General features: G+C 69.4%; 18 protein-coding genes and 1 tRNA gene. 6 read left to right on the top strand and 13 right to left on the bottom strand.

Annotated elements, in window-relative coordinates; genetic code table 11:
• Window positions 1-24: 24 nt before the first annotated feature.
• Window positions 25-474 (bottom strand): hypothetical protein, encoded by a 450-nt coding sequence (locus ABZ796_RS10880; RefSeq protein ID WP_357336836.1) that lies wholly within the window; start codon window positions 472-474, stop codon window positions 25-27.
• A gap of 441 nt (window positions 475-915) precedes the next feature.
• The gene (locus ABZ796_RS10875; protein WP_357336835.1) at window positions 916-1,554 is read right to left on the bottom strand and encodes a hypothetical protein; all 639 of its coding nucleotides are present in this window, start codon (window positions 1,552-1,554) and stop codon (window positions 916-918) included.
• 63 nt (window positions 1,555-1,617) lie between these two features.
• Between ABZ796_RS10875 and ABZ796_RS10870 the strand changes: the two genes are divergently transcribed.
• The gene (locus tag ABZ796_RS10870) at window positions 1,618-3,048 is read left to right on the top strand and encodes a PLP-dependent aminotransferase family protein (protein WP_357336834.1); all 1,431 of its coding nucleotides are present in this window, start codon (window positions 1,618-1,620) and stop codon (window positions 3,046-3,048) included.
• A gap of 25 nt (window positions 3,049-3,073) precedes the next feature.
• On the opposite strand, the gene ABZ796_RS10865 is transcribed toward ABZ796_RS10870, so the two are convergent.
• On the bottom strand, window positions 3,074-4,138 hold the full coding sequence (locus ABZ796_RS10865; protein WP_357336833.1) for a DUF1152 domain-containing protein: 1,065 nt from the start codon (window positions 4,136-4,138) through the stop codon (window positions 3,074-3,076).
• Between the two features lie 116 nt (window positions 4,139-4,254).
• Here ABZ796_RS10865 and ABZ796_RS10860 point away from each other — a divergent pair, with 116 nt between their 5' ends.
• Window positions 4,255-5,880, top strand: coding sequence for a long-chain fatty acid--CoA ligase (locus ABZ796_RS10860; RefSeq protein ID WP_357336831.1), 1,626 nt, complete (start codon window positions 4,255-4,257; stop codon window positions 5,878-5,880).
• Window positions 5,881-5,889: 9 nt separating this feature from the next.
• Here the strand turns inward: ABZ796_RS10860 and ABZ796_RS10855 are convergent, their stop codons facing one another.
• The 3 genes from ABZ796_RS10855 to ABZ796_RS10845 form a co-directional block, all read right to left on the bottom strand.
• Window positions 5,890-8,628, bottom strand: a complete 2,739-nt coding sequence (locus ABZ796_RS10855) for a BTAD domain-containing putative transcriptional regulator (protein WP_357336829.1) — start codon at window positions 8,626-8,628, stop codon at window positions 5,890-5,892.
• A gap of 133 nt (window positions 8,629-8,761) precedes the next feature.
• Entirely contained in the window at window positions 8,762-9,346 is a 585-nt protein-coding gene (locus ABZ796_RS10850) for a hypothetical protein (RefSeq protein ID WP_357336828.1), read from the bottom strand.
• Window positions 9,347-9,607: 261 nt separating this feature from the next.
• On the bottom strand, window positions 9,608-9,988 hold the full coding sequence (locus ABZ796_RS10845; RefSeq protein ID WP_357336827.1) for an MmcQ/YjbR family DNA-binding protein: 381 nt from the start codon (window positions 9,986-9,988) through the stop codon (window positions 9,608-9,610).
• Between the two features lie 75 nt (window positions 9,989-10,063).
• On the opposite strand from ABZ796_RS10845, the gene ABZ796_RS10840 reads away from it, so the two are divergent.
• From ABZ796_RS10840 to ABZ796_RS10825, 4 genes are all read left to right on the top strand, one after another.
• Entirely contained in the window at window positions 10,064-10,528 is a 465-nt protein-coding gene (locus ABZ796_RS10840) for a MarR family transcriptional regulator (protein WP_357336826.1), read from the top strand.
• Window positions 10,525-10,947, top strand: a complete 423-nt coding sequence (locus ABZ796_RS10835; protein ID WP_357336824.1) for a hypothetical protein — start codon at window positions 10,525-10,527, stop codon at window positions 10,945-10,947. Before ABZ796_RS10840 ends, ABZ796_RS10835 begins: the two co-directional genes overlap by 4 nt.
• Window positions 10,948-10,970: 23 nt before the next feature.
• Complete coding sequence (locus ABZ796_RS10830) at window positions 10,971-12,548, top strand: NAD(P)/FAD-dependent oxidoreductase (RefSeq protein ID WP_357336823.1); 1,578 nt, start codon at window positions 10,971-10,973, stop codon at window positions 12,546-12,548.
• A 97-nt stretch (window positions 12,549-12,645) separates the two neighbouring features.
• Window positions 12,646-12,718 (top strand) — tRNA-Lys (locus tag ABZ796_RS10825).
• 98 nt (window positions 12,719-12,816) lie between these two features.
• On the opposite strand, the gene ABZ796_RS10820 is transcribed toward ABZ796_RS10825, so the two are convergent.
• The 7 genes from ABZ796_RS10820 to ABZ796_RS10790 all read right to left on the bottom strand — a co-directional run bounded on the left by ABZ796_RS10820 (window position 12,817) and on the right by ABZ796_RS10790 (window position 18,551).
• Window positions 12,817-14,013, bottom strand: coding sequence for a site-specific integrase (locus tag ABZ796_RS10820; RefSeq protein WP_357336821.1), 1,197 nt, complete (start codon window positions 14,011-14,013; stop codon window positions 12,817-12,819).
• Window positions 14,010-14,210 carry a helix-turn-helix domain-containing protein gene (locus tag ABZ796_RS10815; RefSeq protein WP_357336819.1) on the bottom strand — a complete coding sequence of 67 codons (201 nt, stop codon included), beginning with the start codon at window positions 14,208-14,210 and terminating at the stop codon, window positions 14,010-14,012. The genes ABZ796_RS10820 and ABZ796_RS10815 overlap by 4 nt, the downstream gene beginning before the upstream one ends.
• Window positions 14,211-14,547: 337 nt before the next feature.
• Complete coding sequence (locus tag ABZ796_RS10810; RefSeq protein WP_357336818.1) at window positions 14,548-15,816, bottom strand: DUF3631 domain-containing protein; 1,269 nt, start codon at window positions 15,814-15,816, stop codon at window positions 14,548-14,550.
• Window positions 15,813-16,841 carry a bifunctional DNA primase/polymerase gene (locus ABZ796_RS10805; protein ID WP_357336817.1) on the bottom strand — a complete coding sequence of 343 codons (1,029 nt, stop codon included), beginning with the start codon at window positions 16,839-16,841 and terminating at the stop codon, window positions 15,813-15,815. The genes ABZ796_RS10810 and ABZ796_RS10805 overlap by 4 nt, the downstream gene beginning before the upstream one ends.
• Window positions 16,825-17,112: a hypothetical protein gene (locus tag ABZ796_RS10800; protein ID WP_357336815.1), complete on the bottom strand. Its 288-nt coding sequence runs from the start codon at window positions 17,110-17,112 to the stop codon at window positions 16,825-16,827. The genes ABZ796_RS10805 and ABZ796_RS10800 overlap by 17 nt, the downstream gene beginning before the upstream one ends.
• Window positions 17,112-18,131 carry a helix-turn-helix domain-containing protein gene (locus ABZ796_RS10795; RefSeq protein ID WP_357336814.1) on the bottom strand — a complete coding sequence of 340 codons (1,020 nt, stop codon included), beginning with the start codon at window positions 18,129-18,131 and terminating at the stop codon, window positions 17,112-17,114. Before ABZ796_RS10795 ends, ABZ796_RS10800 begins: the two co-directional genes overlap by 1 nt.
• A 111-nt stretch (window positions 18,132-18,242) precedes the next feature.
• Window positions 18,243-18,551, bottom strand: a complete 309-nt coding sequence (locus ABZ796_RS10790; protein ID WP_357336812.1) for a hypothetical protein — start codon at window positions 18,549-18,551, stop codon at window positions 18,243-18,245.
• Window positions 18,552-18,698 lie beyond the last annotated feature (147 nt).

The following is an 18,698-nucleotide window of genomic DNA, read 5'->3' as shown; positions in this document are numbered from 1 at the left end:
AGCGCTCCCCGAATGCTGTTCAGCTCAGTCCGCGATCTCCAGGTTCACCGTAAGGCCGCTACTGCCACTTGCGGCCGAGTACGTCCACGACGCCTCAATGTCGTCCCAGTTCGCTTCCTGAACTCCAGCCAGCGCGGTTGTCTGCCCCATGCCGGACGCCACCGTGACCGGGGCATCCAACTCTTTGAGTACACACTCGGCAGCCGTGAATGTGGCTCCAGCGACCAACTCGCCACCCGGGTCGGGCGTCTGAAGAACGAGTGCCCGACCGTCCTTGTCGAGAACGAACATCTCGTCGACCGACGGGGCGTCATCGTTGAAGGCCTCCTTCATCGCCTTCTCGATGATCGGCGCGCACTTCTGGCTAGCCGCAGCAAGAGGAGTCTTCGGCTCAGCCTTGGCACCTTCACCGCATGAGCTGAGCGCCAGAGCTCCGACGACTGCCACCAGCACGAAAGGCAACGACTTCTTCACCGCAGCAACGTACGGCGACGGTACCCGTCCACCGTTCAGCCTTCCGCAGCACATACCGCGTATGGGGGACAGGTCTCCCATCGCACCTCCGGCCCCCGCCCCGATCCCCAGGGTTTGCACGACGCCACCCGGCATCAAGAGCGCTACCGCGTCGCTACGCGATGACCTACGGTCACTCTTGACACCAGGCAACGCCGAGCAATCTTGGCTGGCTATCGGCACGGTGGCACTCAACTGGGCTACCTCGAAGGGCTCCCCAGGGCGCAATACGGGCACACTCCCCCGCCGGACATCGGCAAACAATGACAACAAGAGAGCCTGAATCCAGGCGGAAAAGTTCTCACGGAACCACCCTCTGACCTGGTGTTTTCGGCCTTCTAATCCGACGGTCACAGGTTCGAATCCTGTCGGGGGCGCCACCGGAATTTTGTGTGGGTTAAATCATGCTCCCGCGCGTGTTTCCGCAGCGACCACCGCAGCGGCCGATCGCCCGGCGTACAGCGTCCGGAAGAACGGCAGGGTGCGGTGCACCATCGGGCCGATCAACAGCGCCTCGGCGACGGTGCCGATACCGACCATTCCGCCCAGGAGCCAGCCGACCGCCAGCACGGTGATCTCGACGCCCGCACGGCAGATCCAGACCGGGGCGCCGGTTCGCTCGTGCAGGCCGGTCATCAGGCCGTCGCGTGGGCCCGGGCCGAGGCCGGGCGCGATGTAGATGCCCGTCGCCGCAGCCAGCAGGAACAGGCCGCCGGTGAAGAGCGCGATCTGGGCCATCAGATCCGACGGTTGCGGAAGCAGCCAGAGGCCGATCTCCGCCGAGGTGCCGACGAGCAGCACGTTCAGCACGGTACCGACGCCGGGTCGCTGTCGCAGCGGGATCCAGAGCAGCAGGACGCCGAGCCCGATCAGGTTGGTCATCATCCCGAAGGAGATCCCGGTGATCTCGACGAGCCCCGATGCCAGCGTGTTCCAGGGCGCCAGGCCCAGCGAGCCCTGCACGAGCATGGCGACAGCGATGCCGTAGAGGAAGAGTCCAGTTATCAACCAGGAGAGCGACTTCACAGAGAGATCCTTCACGATGGCAAAGCCAATCATGGGTCCAATCGAAGGTAAAGAAGCCAATCGCGGTAAGGTGGCCTCATGCCTCGCGGAAGAGTTGGTGCCACCGCGCTCGCCGGCCTCCTCGGCCAGTGGCAAGGAGAAGGCCCCGCGTACGAGAACCTGGCCGAACGGATCCAGCTGCTGCTGATCGACGGACGGCTCTCCGCCGACGTACGCCTCCCCTCCGAGCGCGAGCTCTCCGAGCGGCTGACGCTGAGCCGCACCACGATCACGGCCGCCTACCGGCGCCTGCGGGAGCACGGCTACGCGCTCAGCGTCCAGGGGTCGGGTACGACGACCAAGCTCCCGCCCACCGCACCCGACTCGTTCACCGAGGACGGCGAGATCGATCTGGTCAGGGCCACCCTGCCGGCCACCCGGCGGCTACCGGAGGCGGCCGTCGAGGCGACCCGGCGACTGGCCGACCACATGACCGGCCCCGGTTACACGCTGTGGGGCATCGAGGAGCTCCGCGCGGAGATCGCGGCGCGCTACACCGCGCGTGGCCTGCCGACCGATCCGGACCAGATCATGGTGACCACCGGCGGCCAGAGCGCGATCGCGCTGCTCGCCCGGACCGTGATCAGCCGCGGCGACCGGGCCTACGCCGAGAGCCCGTCCTACCCCAACGCGTACGACGCCCTGAGCCTGGCCGGAGCACGGATCATCACCAGCCCGGTGACCACCGACGCCGGCTGGGACATGCCCGCCATGGAGGCGGCCATCGCCCGGACCACCCCCGTGATGGCGTACGTCATGCCCGACTTCCACAACCCGACGTCTCGCTCGATGTCGACCGAGGACCGGCTCCGGCTGCTGTACGCCGCGGCGAAGGTCGACACGCTCCTGGTGGCCGACGACACCACCGCCGAGCTGGACATCGACCGCCACCACACGTTCCCGCCGCTGGCCGCGATGGCCCGCGAGCACCAGGCCCGCGTCGTCCACATCGGCTCGGCGAGCAAGATGCTGTGGGGCGGGCTGAGGATCGGCTGGATCCGCGCCGACCCGGTGCTGCTGACCCAGATCGCCAGCGGACGCTCGGCCACCGACCTCGGCACCCCGATCTGGGAGCAGCTGGTCACCACGATCCTGTTCCGGCATCTTCCCGAGATCCTCGAGGAGCGCGCCGCCCAGCTCGCCGCCGGCCGCGCCGCGCTCTACCACGCGATGCGCGAGCACCTTCCCGACTGGGAGCTGCCCCCGCGCATCGATGGCGGCCTCTCCGCCTGGGTCGGCCTGCCCGCGCCGGTCAGCTCTCAGCTCACCCTCGCCGCCCGGCCGCACGGGCTGCTCGTCACCGCCGGGCCGCGGTTCGGCGTCGACGGCGCCTACGAGCGTCATCTGCGGCTGGCGATCACGCCGCGCCCCGAGCTCGTCCGCCGCGGAGTCGAGATCCTCGCCGAGGTCTGGCCCCGCGCCGCCTCCACGCCAGCCCTGGCCCTCACCACGTCCGAAGCCGTCGTCTGACCCGCTTCACCCCACACCGCCCGGCTCAACCCCGGGCGAGCGCCTCCAGGGCCCACAGTCCGAGCCCGTCGAAGCGTGCCGCCTCGTAGCTGGGTACGTCCCCGCTCGTCGCCTCCAGAAGGCGGCGGGTGGTGATGTGCGAGGCACCTCGGGCGAGGCTCGCGTTCGCGATGTCCGCAGCGGTCACCGTCCGCGAGGGGATCTCGCGACGTTCCCGCGCGCGTCGCCGTTCGTAGTCGAGCTCGTCGACCGTGATGCCGCGGATGATCGTCTCGGCGCTCCCCAGCGAACGGGTGTCGATCAGCGCCTCGGCGAGCGGGAAGTCGTGCGTCTCGACGACATCGAGGCGCCACACGGACGCACTCACCTCGCTCACCGGAACCGGAGTCTGACCTCGTCTCATCTCCACGGCGCCTCGAAGGCCACGCGCGGCCGCCGCGGCCAGCGTCGTCGCCTCGGTGGGATGCCAGCCGAGCGAGTCGCCGACCTCCTCCACGTCCGCGGCTCCCAGCGTTCCCGCACGGGCCCCGCCGAGCCCACCGAGGATGGCGATCACCTGCTCAGCGGGGAGCTCCCCGTCCACGCCGGGACCGACGACGGCGAGCCGCACCGGGAGGTCGCTGCGCAACGCCGCGGCGAGGGTGAGCGAGTCGGCCAACGGGCTCAGCAGCCCGGGCTCACCTCCCCGAGCGACCACGTCGCCGCCGACGTCGACGACCGTGAGCGAGTCGGCGCCGAGAGCCCTGGCAAGGTGCTGGAGCTGCCGGGCGAGGCCGACCGCACCGTCGGAGAGGTCGTGCAGGAACAGGCGCGCGTCGACATCTCCGGCGAGCCGCGGCAGAACGGACCGGCCCGGAGGAAGGGTGTCCGTCGTGGTCGATATCTCCGCGCGGACGCCGTCGACCAGGCGGAGCCCGACCAAGTCGCCCCGCGAGCGCGGCCCGGGCACCGGGTCGATGCGGAGCCGCTCCCAGGCGCAGGTCGACACGAGCACGTCGCCATGGTCCATCTCGGGCTCCAGGGTCCGACGTGCCAGGAGCACGCCGAGCGCATCACCCCCACCACCGGCCGCGACGAAGAGAGTGCTCACGCAGTCGATTCTGACCGCTGGGCACCTGCGGCGCCACCTGGTCGGCGGCATCGCCTGCCAAGAAAGTTCACGGGAACTCGTTGTGACGTGCGCCACATTGGGTCACGATGTGCTGCATGCAAGGACTGATCCAGGACGCACCGCTGACCATCGACACGATCATCCGGCGCGCCGAGCGCGTCTTCCCGACGCGGGAGATCGTCACCAAGACCGCAACCGGTCTGGAGCACAACACGTTCAAGGACCTGGCCGTGGAGGTCCGCAAGCAGGCCGGTGTCCTCGACCGGCTCGGCATCTCCGGGGACGGCCGGGTGGCGAGCTTCGCGTGGAACACCCTGCGCCACCTCGCGCTCTACTACTCCGTCCCCTGCACCGGCCGGGTGCTGCACACGGGCAACATCCGCTACTTCCCCGAGCAGCTCGTCTACACGTTCAACCACGCCGAGGACGAGGCCGTCTTCATCGACCGGTCGCTGCTCGGCCTGCTGGCGCCGCTCCTTCCTCAGCTGACCACGCTCAAGCACGTCGTCGTGATGGACGACGGGGCACCGACACCGCTCCCCGACGACCCGCGGGTCGTCTCCTACGAGGAGCTGATGGCAGATGCCGAGGAGGCGGTGATCGAGGGCCGGGTCACCGACGAGCGCACCGCTGCCGGGATCTGCTACACCTCCGGCACCACCGGCAACCCGAAGGGCGTCGTCTACACCCATCGCTCGCAGTACCTGCACGCGCTGGCCTCCCTGTCCGGCACCCTCTTCGGCACCAACGACCGTGACCGCGTGCTTCCGGTGGTGCCCTTCTTCCACGCCAACGGCTGGGGTTTCGCCCACTCCTCGCTGCTGGCCGGCGCCAACCTGATCCTGCCCGGCCCCGACCTCTCGCCCGCCGGCATCATCAAGCTCCTCGAGGCCGAGAAGGTGACGATCGCGGCCGGCGTACCCACGATCTGGATGGGCATGGTCCCGCTGCTGAAGGACGCCGACCTCTCCTCGCTGCGGGTGGTCATCTGCGGGGGCTCGGCAGTGCCGAAGTCGCTTTCGGAGGCCTGGCGCGAGGCGATCGGCCTGCCGATCACCCAGGCGTGGGGCATGACCGAGATGTCGCCGCTCGGCAGCGTGTTCAACGAGCGCGCCGAGATCGCCGACCTCTCCGAGGAGGAGAAGGCCGACTTCCGTACGTCGCCGGGCATCCCGGCCGTCGGCGTCGAGCTCCGCATCGTGGAGCCCGGCACCACCGACGAGCTCCCCTGGGACGGCGAGACGACCGGCGAGCTCGAGTGCCGCGGTCCGTGGATCGCGTCGGGCTACTACAAGGTCGACGCACCGACCTCCTTCTCCCCCGACGGCTGGCTGCGCACCGGTGACGTCGCCGCGATCGAACCGCTGGGCTACGTACGCATCGTCGACCGCACCAAGGACCTGGTGAAGTCCGGTGGCGAGTGGATCTCGACCGTCGCGATCGAGAACCTCATCATGGGCCACCCGAGCATCGCCGAGGCGGCCGTCGTCGCGGTGCCGCACCCAAAGTGGGGCGAACGGCCGCTGGCGTTCGCGGTGGTGAAGGACGGTGAGTCGGTGACCAAGGAGGAGCTGCTCGGCTACCTCGCCGACAACCTGGGCAAATGGCAGGTACCCGACGACGTGGTCTTCATCGACGAGGTGCCCAAGACCTCGGTCGGGAAGTTCTCCAAGAAGACCCTGCGCGAGGAGTACGCCGACTACAAGCTGCCCACCGCATAGGCGGAGCGGTCAGCCCAGCTGCGCGAGGATCGAGGCGGACTCGACCCTCGCGCAGCGGGCGTCCTCGTCCTTGCCGAGGGCGGCGCGGGCATCGGCCAGGTGGCCGAGCGCGTCGGCGAGGCCGGGCAGGTCACCGGCGGCACGGAGCTTGGTCACGGCCTCCTCGAAGTGACCGGCCGCCTCGTCGACGGAGCCGAGCTGCTGGTGGATCCAGCCGATGGTGGCGATGACGTTGCCCTCGCTGCGGTAGCCGGGTGCCACCCGGCGCAGCTCGGCGAGCGCCGCCTCGCAGTGCCGCAGCCCAGCCTCGTACGCCCCGTCGAGGGCCTCGTAGAGACCCAGCCGCCCGGTCGTCCAAGCCGCCCGGATCGGGTCGCCCGCGCGCGCGAAGACCTCCGCCGCCCGAGCCGCGTACGCAGCCGCCCCGGCGTGGTCGCCGGAGGCGGTGGCCACGGTGGCCAGCCGGTGCAGGGTCTTTCCCTCCCCCACCAGGTCGGCGGAGTCCATCGCCAGGTCCAGGGCCCGGCCGAGGTGGTCGAGGGCGTCCTCGACCCGCCCCAGCCGCCCGCAGGCAGCTCCGGCGGCGCGGTGCATGACGCCGAGCCCGGCGGGGTCGCCGCCTCGGGAGACGCTGCGGCGCACGCCCGGGAGCGCGGCCTCGGCCAGCGCGGCGAGCTCGATCCAGCGTCCCTGAAGGTCGAGCAGGCGCTCGAGCGCACCGACGAGCAGCACGATCCGATCGGGGGCAAGTCCGCGGGCGACGGCGACGTCGATCACCCGGGAGATCACCGGCAGCTGGGTGCCGATCCAGGCCAGCGCCTCGACGCTGTCGCCGACGACCTCGGGGGTGACCCCGTCGCGCATCGGGTCCAGTGCCTCGAGGTGGCGCTGGTGCGGGTCGTAGGCGCTGTGCACCGCCCGGGCGCTGAAGACGTAGTGGTCGATCATCCGCAGCTCGGCCGCCTCGCGGGCCTCCTCGGGCTCGCCGGTGGCGAGGTCGGCGGCGTACTCGCGGAGCAGGTCGTGCAGGGTGAACCGGCCGGGCGCGCACTCGGTCAGCAGGTTGGCCTCGGTGAGCTCGTCGAGCAGGCGACGAGCCCGCACCCGGGAGATCCCGGCCAGGCTGGCCGCAGCCAGGACGGTGAAGGTCGGTCCGGGGTGCAGGCCGATCTGCCGGAACAGCAGGGCCGCGGAATCGGACAGGTGCCGGACCGACCACGAGAAGGTCGCCCGCAGGTCACCCCGGCCGCCACCGAACCCGTCCAGGCGGGACTCGCCGAGCTCGTCGGCCAGGTCGGCGAGGGAGTGGGCCGGCCGGATCGCCGCCCGGGCGGCCACGACCGACAGCGTCAGCGGCAACGACGCGCACAGCTCGATGATCCGCTCGACGGCCACCAGCTCGGCCAGGAGACGGTCCTCGCCGAGCCGCCCGGCCAGCAGCTCATAGGCTTCGGCATCATCGAGCAGTCCCAGCTCCATCGGTCTCGCGCCGGCCTCCGCGACCAGGCCGGAGAGCCTGTTTCGGCTGGTCACCAGGGTCACGCATCCCGGGCTGCCGGGGATCAGGCTGCGGACCTGCTCGCTGTCGCGGGCGTTGTCGAGCACGAGGAGCACCCGCTTGCCGGCGAGCTTGCTGCGCAGCAGCCCCGCCCGGCCGTCGATGTCCTGGGGCTGACGGGAGCGCTCCACCCCGAACGCCTCGAGCACCACCCCGAGCGCGTCCAACGGGTCGAGCGCGTCGCACGGGTCGAAGCCGCGCAGGTTCACGAACACCTGGCCGTCGGGGAAGCTGGACGCGGTCCGGTGCGCCCAGTAGAGCGCCAGCGTCGTCTTGCCGATCCCCGCCGTGCCCGCGATCGCCGAGATCACGACCGCCCGGGCACCCTCATCGACCGTCCGTTTCGCCACCAGCTCGTCGAGCATCGTCAGATGGTCCTCGCGGCCGGCGAAGGCCGCGACGACCGGCGGCAGCTGGCGCGGCACGATCTCCTCGTACGTCCGTGCCGGCGCGGGCTCGGGATCGTCTCCCTCGATGATCCGCAGCTGCAGGTCGCGTACATCCTTGGACGGCTCGACCCCGAGCTCGTCCCGCAGGACACGGAAGAGGCGCTGGTAGGCGTCCAGGGCCTCGGCCGTGCGGCCGGAGTGCCACAGCGCCGTCATCAGCAGCAGCCACAGGCCCTCCCGGAGCGGGTTGGCCCGGACGACCGGCCCGAGATCGGCCACGACCGCGGCCTGCCTGCCGAGCGCCAGGTCGGCGGCGGCGCGGGACTCGACGGCGACCAGGCGCAGCTCGTCGAGCCGGGCGGCCTCTGTTGCGATCATCGGCGACTCACCGACCGCGCCGTAGGCACCTCCGGTCCACAGCCCCAGCGCAGCGTCGAAGAGCATGCTCGCTCGCTCGTGGTCCCCGGCCCCAGCCGAGGACCGGCCCTGCTCGACCAGGTCCTCGAAGCGGGCCTGGTCGACGTCCGCGCCGACCAGCGCGTAGCCGTTCGCCCGGCTCTGCAGGTGACGGCGGTCCTCACCGAGCGCTCGGCGCAGGTCACGAACACGCTGGTGAAGCAGGTTCACCCCCGTTGCCGGGGGTGAACCTCTCCACAGCTCATCGACCAGGAGGTCGGAGGTGACCGGCGCTCCACGCGCGGCCGCGAGCAGGGCGAGCAGAGCCCGCCGCGTACGCGACAGTCTCTGCACCGTGCCGTCGTCGCAGATCAGCTCGACGGCACCCAGGACCCGGACCCGCACCACACCTCCTGTTGATCACGCAGCATTACGTCCGAGACGATCCATCGTCTCATCACCACAGAGATGGTGACGCGTAATGCCGCCAGAAGGTTGCCTGGAGGTTGGTACTGAATCCAGATTTAGCGTTTCTGGTCTACGGGACCCGCCACAGGCCGCTCTCGCCGCCCTTGTCGATCTGGAACCCGACCTGCTTGATGTTCACTCCGACCGGGACGACGAACGGCACCAGGGCCGTCCGCTGGTCCCGCGGCTGCAGTCCGAACGGGTTCGGGAACACCTCTCCGCCGTCGACCGTCACCGTGCTGGGCAGGCTCTTGTACTTCTTGCCCGCGGCATCGATGACCGTCGTGCCGGTAGCCGGGGTGTCGTTGAAGACCCTCGACCCGGCGTTGACGACCTGGATCTCGACGGCCATCACCCGCGACCCCGGCGGGGGTTCGGTGCCGTCCGTGAAGGACGTCTCGAAGACGTCCTGCACGATCACCCTCAACAGGATTCCGGGTGCCTCGCCCTTGATGGTGCCCTCAGCCGTCAACCCGAGCTGCTGGTTCTGCTCGATCCTCTCGGTGCTGTCGACGGTGATCACCTTCTTCTCCATCGCGGGGTTCTCGCCATGGTTGTTGCTGTAGAACCCGTTGTCGATGGAACTGTCCGAACCGCAACCAACCCCGGCCGCCGCGACGGCTCCCCCGAGGATCAGCATGGCCACACGACGCACACGCACTCCTTATGAAATTTGTTGCTTCGGAAAGGAAATTGTTCCCCCTGATTTACCATGGCAACATGCCCGACTCCAAGCGGTCGGCCTAGGGTCTAAAGTCCCAATCAGGACTGCAACTCTTCGCAGTTATTTCCACGGCACGAGGTAGTTGACGAGTACCGGATTCACGGGCGACACGAGAAACCAGGGCGTGACCAGCGGAAGCTTGTGGATCAGGTGTACGCCGGCCCCGCGGCCACCGATACGCACGGGCGGACCTTACTCCGCACTCACCGCCGGACGCTCGACGAGACCGGCCAGCTTCGCCGGGGCCTGGATGCAGTAGGAGTCGGTCAGGAGCTCGGCGACCTCGTCCCAGTCGGTGTCGTCGTCGAGGATCATCCCGACCACGTTGCCGCCCCAGCCGGCCTTGAAGTAGGGGTGACCGAGGTGCTCGAAGGCCACCACCTCGTCGGGCTCCCCCCGGAACACGATCCGGAAGAGCTGGTCGTCGCCGCCGAAGACGTGCGCGATCGTCGCCTGGCCGACCCGCCAGCGCACTCCCACCCAGGCATCGTCCTCGAGGCACTTCGGAAACGCGGCGAGGATCTCCCTCAGCCGCGCCACCATCGCCTCGGGAACCTCAGGACGCTCAGCCATGTCCCGATCCTGCCAGGGACCACGGACATTCCTAATTGATATACATGTTTATGATCAACATGTATGGTTTCTTCCATGAAGAAGCAGACGATCGGACACGTCGTGTGGCGCCTGGCCATGCGTCTGCGGGTGTCGATGGACAGAGCGCTCGCGCCCCTGGGGCTCACCCACGCGCAGTACTCGCTCATCGCCTCCCTCTACGGCCTCCGCGCCTCGGAGGCACCCACCCAGAAGCAACTGGCCGACCTCACCGGGCTGGAGCCGATGTACGTCTCCAAGCTCGCCCGCCAGCTCGAGACGAAGGGCTGGATCGAGCGCGTCCGAGACGAGAAGGACACCCGAGCCGTACGCCTCGTCATCACGCCCGAGGGCACCGAGGTGACCCGCGAGGCGATCGCGGTGACCGGCCGGCTGCTCGACCAGCTCACCGCACCGCTCGGCGGCCGCGACAGCCGTCGCGCGGCCGAGGCACAGGCAGCGCTCGAGGCGATGCTCGCCGCCCCCATCGACACCGACCCCACACCTGGAGATCGATCATGACCACAGCCACCCCTCCGCTCACCGGCGCCAACCTGGGCCTCGCCTACTTCGCCGTGCGCAAGAACCTCCTCGACGTGCTCGACGACTACGACCTGACCTTCGAGCAGTCGCTCCTGCTCAACTACCTGCGCCAGGGCGATGCCGCACGTGCCGACCTGGTCGCCGCGACGGCCGACAACATCAAGGTCTCCGCGGCGGAGGTCGAGTCCCACCTCGACGCCGCGATCGGTCGCGGCCTGATCGCCGACGGCCTCACCCTGACCGCGGCGGGCGAGGCCCTCCAGCAGCAGATCACCGAACGCACCCAGCCGCTGACCAGGGCGTTCTTCTCCGACATCCCGGCCGAGGACCTGGCCGTGACCGCACGCGTCCTGGCCACCCTCACCGAACGGGCCAACGCCGCTCTGGCCGCCTCCTGAGCGCCACCTCCTAAGATCGGGCCATGGCACAGCAGAAGTACGACGTAGTGGTGGCCGGCGGCGGTCACAACGGCCTCACCGCCGCGGCCTATCTGAGCCGGGCGGGCCTCTCGGTCCTGGTGCTCGAGCGGCTCGACCATGTCGGCGGCGCGGCGATCTCGGCGCAGGCGTTCGCGGGCTTCCCGACCCGGCTCTCGCGCTACTCCTACCTGGTCTCGCTGCTCCCCGAGCAGATCCGCACCGACCTCGGTCTCGACATCGAGCTCGCGTCGCGGCAGACCGCGTCGTACTCCCCCTTCCTCGACGGCTCGCGGGCCACCGGCCTCCTCGTGGAGACGCCCGAGGGCGAGGCCACCGCGGCGAGCTTCCGCGCGGTGACGGGGTCGGACGAGGAGTACGCCGCATGGCAGTCGTTCTACGACGAGGTCTCCGACCTCGCCCGGGTCATCTCCCCCACCCTCACCTCCCCGCTTCCCACCGGTGCCGCGATCCGGTCGGAGGTGGGCGCACCGATCTGGCGTGACGTCGTCGAGCGGCCGCTCGGGGAGGCGATCGAGCGCCGCTTCGCCAACGACCTGGTCCGCGGCGTGGTCGCCACCGACGCCCTGATCGGCACCTTCGCCGGCCTCGGCGAGGCGAGCCTGATCCAGAACCGCTGCTTCCTCTACCACCTGATCGGCAACGGGACCGGCGAGTGGCGGGTCCCGATCGGCGGTATGGGCGCGGTCACCGGGGCGATCACCAAGGCGGCGTACGCAGGTGGGGCGCAGGTCCTCACCAGCGCGACCGTCACCTCGATCCGGGGCGGCGGCGTCGGTGAGGGCGCCGAGGTCACCTGGACCGACGCCTCTGGATCCCACACGGTGTCGACCGACTTCGTCCTCTCCGGCCTGGCTCCGTACGTCCTCGACGGCCTCCTCGGTCGCGCCCCGTCCCCGGCGACCAAGCCGGTGGGCGCCCAGCTCAAGATCAACATGCTCCTCGAGCGCCTCCCCCGGCTGCGCTCCGGCGAGGACCCGAAGGTCGCCTTCGCCGGCACCCTCCACCTCGGCGAGTCCTACTCGGAGCTCGAGAAGGCGTACGCCGAGGCGGCCGCCGGCTCGGTGCCGACCGAGATGCCGGGCGAGGTCTACTGCCACTCGCTGACCGACCCCTCCATCCTCGGCGACGTGCCGCCCGGCACCCAGACCCTCACCTACTTCGGTCTGCACGCCCCCGCGACCCTCTTCGAGGACCCCACGACGCGCGAGGAGCGCAAGGCCCAGGCGGTCGAACGCGCCATCGCCTCCCTCGACCGCCACCTGCTCGATCCGATCTCGTCCGTCGTCGCGCGGACTGCCGATGGCGAGCCGTGCATCGAGGCCAAGATCCCCCAGGAGATCGAGGCCGACCTGGCCATGCCCGGCGGCCACATCTTCCACGGCGACCTCGCCTGGCCCTGGGCCCCCGACGACGCCGACCTGACCACCCCCGCCGCCCGCTGGGGCGTCGCCACCGACGTCGGCAGCATCCTGTTGTGCGGCTCCGGCGCCCGCCGCGGCGGCGCCGTCTCCGGCTTGGGCGGCCACAACGCCGCCCAAGCCGTCCTGGAGCTCCGCTGACCGCGTCGTCGATCAGCACAGCCTCGATTTGGGTCGTATCCGAGCCCGCTGCTACTGTTCTTCTCGTCGCCGAGCGCGCAAGCGGCTCGAAGGACATGCGCCATTAGCTCAATTGGTAGAGCAGCTGACTCTTAATCAGCGGGTTGTAGGTTCAAGTCCTACATGGCGTACATCGAATTCGGGCCCTGACCTGGGGAAACAGGTCAGGGCCCGAAAGTCGTTTTAGCCTTCGAAAGTAGCCGTTTAGGAGGAATTCGAGGATGAATACCTACGCCGCGCCCTCCTCCTCGGCGGTTTCCTCCCCCTCCTCGTTCTTGTAATTCGGACCGTCCGGGTTGAGCGCTTCGAGCGCGTCGAGGTTTCCCGCGTTCTTGGCCTTCCGGCCGAGGTAGACGTCCTGCGTCATCGACACCCGCGAGTGCCCCAACTGGTCGGCGATCGCGCGGGCGCTCCGGCCGCCTTCGTCAAGCATCGTCGCCACCGTCTTCCGGTAAGTGTGCGTCGTCAGCCACTCGAAGTCGGTGCCCTCCCGCACCTGCCGAATGGAACGCTGTACGGCGTTCCGGTCGCGCCAGGTGCCCGCGCCACTCGGGAAGACCGGGCTGTCGTCGGCGCGACGGCGCTCGCGCCGCTCCTTGAGCATCGCGATGCACCACTTCGGCAGAAACAACGGCCGCTCCGACGTCTCCGACTTCACCTTCTTGGCAACCAGCCCTTTCCCCTTGACGCGGATGATCGTCCGCTCGACGCGGACCAGGCCCTTGATCAGGTCGACGTCAGCCCAGGTAACCCCGACCGCCTCACCAACCCGCAGCCCGGTAGCGAGCATGAAGCGCGCCAACTGCGGCAGGTCCTGGCGGCAGGCGTATTCACTGGCATCGAGAGCATCGATCCACTTGCGCAGCTCCTCCACGTCGAGCGCCCGCGCCTTCTTCGTCTTCGCGGTGATCGGCGTCAGCTCACGCATCGGGTTGTACGTCATGCCTCCCTGCCGAACGGCCCAGCCGCAGGTGTTCGACACCACGGTCTTGCAGACCTTCGCGGTGGACGGGCCCTTGTCCTTGAGTACGCCCTGAACGAACCGGTCGAGCAGCGGCGTACGCAGCTCCCCGAGTCGAAGATCCCCGATCGCGGGCAGGATCACGCGCTCTGCTTCGCCCGTGTAGAGATCGAGGGACGATTGCGACCGCTCCCCTGCCTCGACCTGGTCGACGAACGTAGCGAGCCACCCCGCGTACGCCTCCCGGAAGCGCGTCGCCTTCGTGATGTCGAGCCCAGCGCCCTCCTCCAGGATTTCGCGCACCGCATCGAGCGCACGGCGTACGGACTCGGCCGCCGTCTTGCCGCTTCGCCGCCGCCGGTCGGCCTTGCCGGACCAGTCCCGATAGTTGATGTAGGTCACGTACCGGCCGCCTTCGACAAGGGTCGTCGGTACGCCGTGCTCCCCCAGGCCGAGCGGGTTCACGCGACCACCTCCGTAGGAAGCGCGGCCACCCAGGCCCGGACGTCCTCCGGGCGGTAGCGGAGTCGCTTGCCGATCCGTCGTCCTGGCGGGCCGGTGCCAGCACCGCGCCAGGCGTAGATCGTGTGCACGGGGATGCCCAGATAGGTGCTCACGTCCTGCACTGACCACAGCGGCTCGACCTCAGAGATTGTGGCCACAGCCCCACCTTTCGTTGCGCTCTGTCGGCTGTCCTTCGGCTTCGTCATCGCAGCGAGTCCTTCCGGTTGGTCAAGAGGGTTGGGGTGGGGTGAGCCGTACCAGCCGTACCAGCCGTACCAGCCGTACCAACGGCGTGTTTTGGCTGGTCAGATGCGGTTTTGGGGTGGTACGGCTTTGGTACGGCTGGTACGGCTTGGGGATTTTGGTACGGCTTTGGTACGGGCCGATTTTTCAAGCCGTACCACCTGAAATCAGGGTCTGACCTGGAGAAACATCGTCTTGGTACGGCTGGTACGGCTGGTACGGCTTGGGACCCCGGACCGGTGGTCGCGCTAGTCATCGGTTGACCTCCGGAGCGCACATCGGGTGGGTGTGGGTGCCGTCGTCATGGGCCATCGGCTGGCGGCAGACAACGCAGGTGGCGGGAGTGGCGCAGTAGCGGGCCCAGGCATCGGCGAACGCGGCTCGCTGGTAGCCCTTGGCCTGTCCGGTGTCGAAACGGATCGTGTCGGAGCGGATGTCGAAATCACGCAGCAGGAACCCGAGCTTCATCGCAGTCAGACCGTTGTTCTGGTACGTCGCCCAGGGGGCCTCGATATCGGCCTTCAGACGCTCCAAGAGCACGGCCGTGGGCAGCGCTTCGGATTCACCGAACGCGGCGCGACAGTCGGTCAGCAGACGGGTTTGCAGGGTGGTCTGAGCGTTGGCATCGCGGGTCTCGGTCAGCGTCACGCACGCTTCACGGGCGAGGTCGGGCCACGGCCCCCCGGCGAGGTCGGCGATGGCAATCAGAGGCTCCCAGGTGTCGGCGGCGCGGTCCTCGACCGGCATGTCGGGCATGGCCGTGCCGAGGTGGTCGAGGTGGGCGCCTACCCACTGGTTCAGCCGCTGGCGGAGGCTGTCCAGGGCTGGACCATCACGGCGAACGCGGTAGGGCGCGACGCTCTCGCCGGGTGCGCGGCGGCGCATCCGGATCACGACAGCGCGGTCCTCGATGGTGTCGGGCATCGCCCCGATGCCCGCGAGGGCAGCCATGGCGAAGGTATCCAGCTTCTCTACGTAGCCGCCTTGGGCGTTGTAGCGATGCGCGGGCCGGTTGCGCTGGTGTCCGGCGTTGAGCAGCCCGCGCAGGTCCTCGTTCTCCCCGGCCTTGGGTCCGAAGACGGTGTCGGCCTCATCGAGCAGGATCGTGGGCGGGTTCTTCTGCTTCATCGCGATGGAGCGGTACACCGCCGAGGGCGAGGCGTTGACGGTGAGCAGCGGGTCATGGCACATGGCTTCAGTCACGTCGAGCAGCCGCGACTTCCCGCACCGCTTCTCCGGGGCTCGGATGACCAGGCGGGCGGCGTGGGCCCAGGCGGGTACGGCGTGGGTGGCGGCGATCCAGAGCACGACCCCGGTAGCGGAGTGCTCGTCGGGGAGGATCACGTAGCGGGCGAGGGCTTCGCGGACCTCGTTGAGCAGCAGCTCTCCGGCGTCGGCGTCGAAGTCGGCCGGAGTCAGCGCGGCGTTCTGCCCCTGGTCGGTGCTGGTCTCGGTGTCCATGTTGGTCTCCTCGGGGTCGGGTGTGGGCTGGTCGGGTTGGCCGGTCTGGTCGGTGCTCATGCGGCGCTCCGGGTGGCGGCGCGGCGGAAGCCGGACAGGATCGTGCTTTCGGCCTCGTAGGGCGTGTACGCGCCTGTGGCGATGTGGCCAGCGGCGGCGTCCATGAGCCGGTCGAGGGCGACGTGTTCGGCGATCAGGCCGCGTGCGACCAACTTGCCGACGGTGGCAGCGGCGACGTAGAGCGCGGCGTTTCGGCCGCCCTCGTCCGCGTCCAGAAGGCCAGCGACACCGCGTGGTGCGTCGCCGTTGATCGCGATCTCGAAGACCCGCTCGACGTACGCGCTCTGGTCCCTGACGGGCTCGCCAGACCCACCCGGACGCATCGGTCGGGCCGGGTGCACAGAACCGTCCTGAGAGCGGTCCTGAGAGGCACGGGCGGCGGACTGGTGGTCGCGGGTGAGCAGGTCGAGCAGGAACAGCGGCAGCGGTGCCGGCGGGCGGTCGTCAACCACGGTGTAGGCGCTGGTTCCGATGGTGGTTGGGGGTGCGGCGACGTAGCCGCCGTGGGCGCGGGTATCGATGAGCCAGCCGATCTTTCCGGCGGTGTTGGCGAACCGGCGGGTGGTGTCGGGGGCGGTGTAGTAGAGGTGGGTTCCGCCGGAGACGGTCTGCACGGTGTAGGTCGGGGTGATGGTGCCTCCGTGGGCTCCGGCGAGGTGGTCAAGCACGTCCTCTCCCGTGGTGATGCCGAACCGGTGCCAGGGCTCGGGGATCTCGGAGCCGGGCTTGTGGGTGTCGAGGTCGACCACGACCAGCCGCGAGGGTCCGCAGGCGATCCCGACACCGTAGGCGGGGTTGCTGGACCAGGCTCGGGTGATCCAGTCGGGCCGGTTGGTGGCGCGCTGCTCCCATCCGGCGTGACCGGTGCGACACCAGGCGTCGGTGCCGTCGCAGTCGGCGGCGCGGTGGTTCGGGGTCGCGGGCCGCTTGGAGCCGGGCAGGAGGGGGAAGACTCGCCAGCCATGGGCGGCGTAGTCCAGAGCGGTCGTGAGGGTGTCGGTCAGGGTGTCAGGCTGCTGCGTCATCGGTGTGTCCTTCCTCGGTTTCGTACTGGTCGTGGTGCTGGTCGGGCTGGTGGCGGTCGGGTCGAGCGTGGGCGAGCATGAAGCCCTGCAAGGTGGGTCTCGGGTGCCCGGCGGCGTACTCCTCGAGTTCGGTCGCGTAGCCCAGGGATTCGGCCTCGGCGTCGAGTTCCCAGGCGTGGAGAGCTAGGTAGAAGTCGCTCGTGATCAGGTCGCGCCACCAGTGGCGACGGCGCTGCACATAGCGGCGACGGACACGACGGGGACGGCTCATCAGGCACCCTCGGCCCTGCCATTGGTCCAGCGCTGCACGGTCCGGTCGGAGACCTTCAGCAGCCCGGCGACCTCACGCACGGGCATCCCGTAGGCGCGCAGTTCGATCGCGGCGCAGGCGTCGTGGACCTGGTCGCCGTCGTCCTCTCCTAGAGCCTCATCGCAGACGGCGCACAGGCCGATGCGGTCTTTGGTGTCGTCCTCGTCGTCCGGCATGTCGGGGATGACAGTCAGCGCAGGCAAGGGGGTGACAGAGGCAGACGCAGCGGCGATCGACTGGGGCTGGTCGTCGGGGTCGGTGTCACCCTCGATGTCAGCCCCGTTGTCAGGGGTGGTGTCGGGGGTGGCGGCCGACTGGTGACCGATCAGCTCGCGGTAGGCCACAGCCCCGGCTGCGTGCTTCTCGGCGGACTTGGTGAGCCGGGTCGCGGCGCGGTTCTCGGCGCGCTCGACGGTGACCTTGATCTCGGCCAGGGCGTGCGTCCTGGCGGCGAGCCGGGCCGATTCTCCGTAGCCGGTGATGGTCTCCATGTGGGCCGCGTGACGGGCCTCGATGACGGCTAGTGCCCGCTGGTCGCGGATCTCGGCGGTCCGGGCCCGGATGAACTCGGCCGTCTGCGGCGAGACGGTCACCTGGTCACGAATCCCGTCAGCGACCAGTAGCAGCGCTGCGAGTGCCGGGATAGCGCTCCACGGGCCCATGTGCCCAACCGCGGCCAGCAGGACCGTAGAGACGGCCACAGCCACCGCCGTTGCTGCGCCGAACCCATACGCGGCGGCGCGCTGGCCGGACTTGTAGGCGTGGATGGTGGTGTGGCCCAGGGCAGCCCATACGACATCGGCAGCGAGCGCGACGGCGACACCAACGGCGGGAGCGGCACCGCCAGCGGCGGGGATCATCGCGGCGACCTGCGGAGCGATGGTCACGGCGACCTGCAGGAATCCGACGAAGGTCATGCCGTAGCCGACAGCAGCGAGGCCAGAGGGGCGGTTGGACTTGGGAAGGGAAGCGGTGTTCATGGCCAATCTCTTTCTGCTTTGGAAGGTGTGTTGCCTGGTCAGATGAGTGTTTTGGGCATGGGGCGGGTAGGGACCTGGGCTCTTGGGGCCCGTGCGAGGGGTGGGAGGCGGTTACCAGCCGGGGCGCTGTGGCGGCTGCTTCGGGTCGCGCTGAGGCGGCATGGTCGTGGTGGTGGCCTCGGCGTGGATGCGGCGGGCGTGGTTGTAGAGCGCGCGCCCGGTCCTCAGGCGGGTCCCGGTGCCTCGGCAGGAGCGGCAGGCCCGGAGCTTGCGGAACACGGTCCCGGTGGTGCGTGAGCCGGTGCCCTGGCAGCGGCGGCACGGCTTGAACGGCAGTTCGCGGCACAGGGTGGCGTAGATCCCAGCAGCGAGGGTGATGAGCGCGAGGGCCGCGAGGGTAGCGACGGCGAGCGGTGTCATGGAATCTGCCTCCTGGGCTGGTTTCGCGTGGTCGGTGTGCGGGTCGCTACCCGCTACCTTCGAACGTCTGTGCTGGTCAGGCTGGGAATTGGGGGTAGCGGGGTGGGTAGCGAGGTCGCTACCGGGTGGTGGTGCGCTACCTCGGCC

The sequence above is a fragment of the Nocardioides sp. NPDC047086 genome, assembly GCF_040643685.1.
Taxonomy (GTDB): Bacteria; Actinomycetota; Actinomycetes; order Propionibacteriales; family Nocardioidaceae; genus Nocardioides.
Note: the sequence above shows the minus strand (reverse complement) of the source record. Positions and strands in the feature narration are given on the sequence as shown.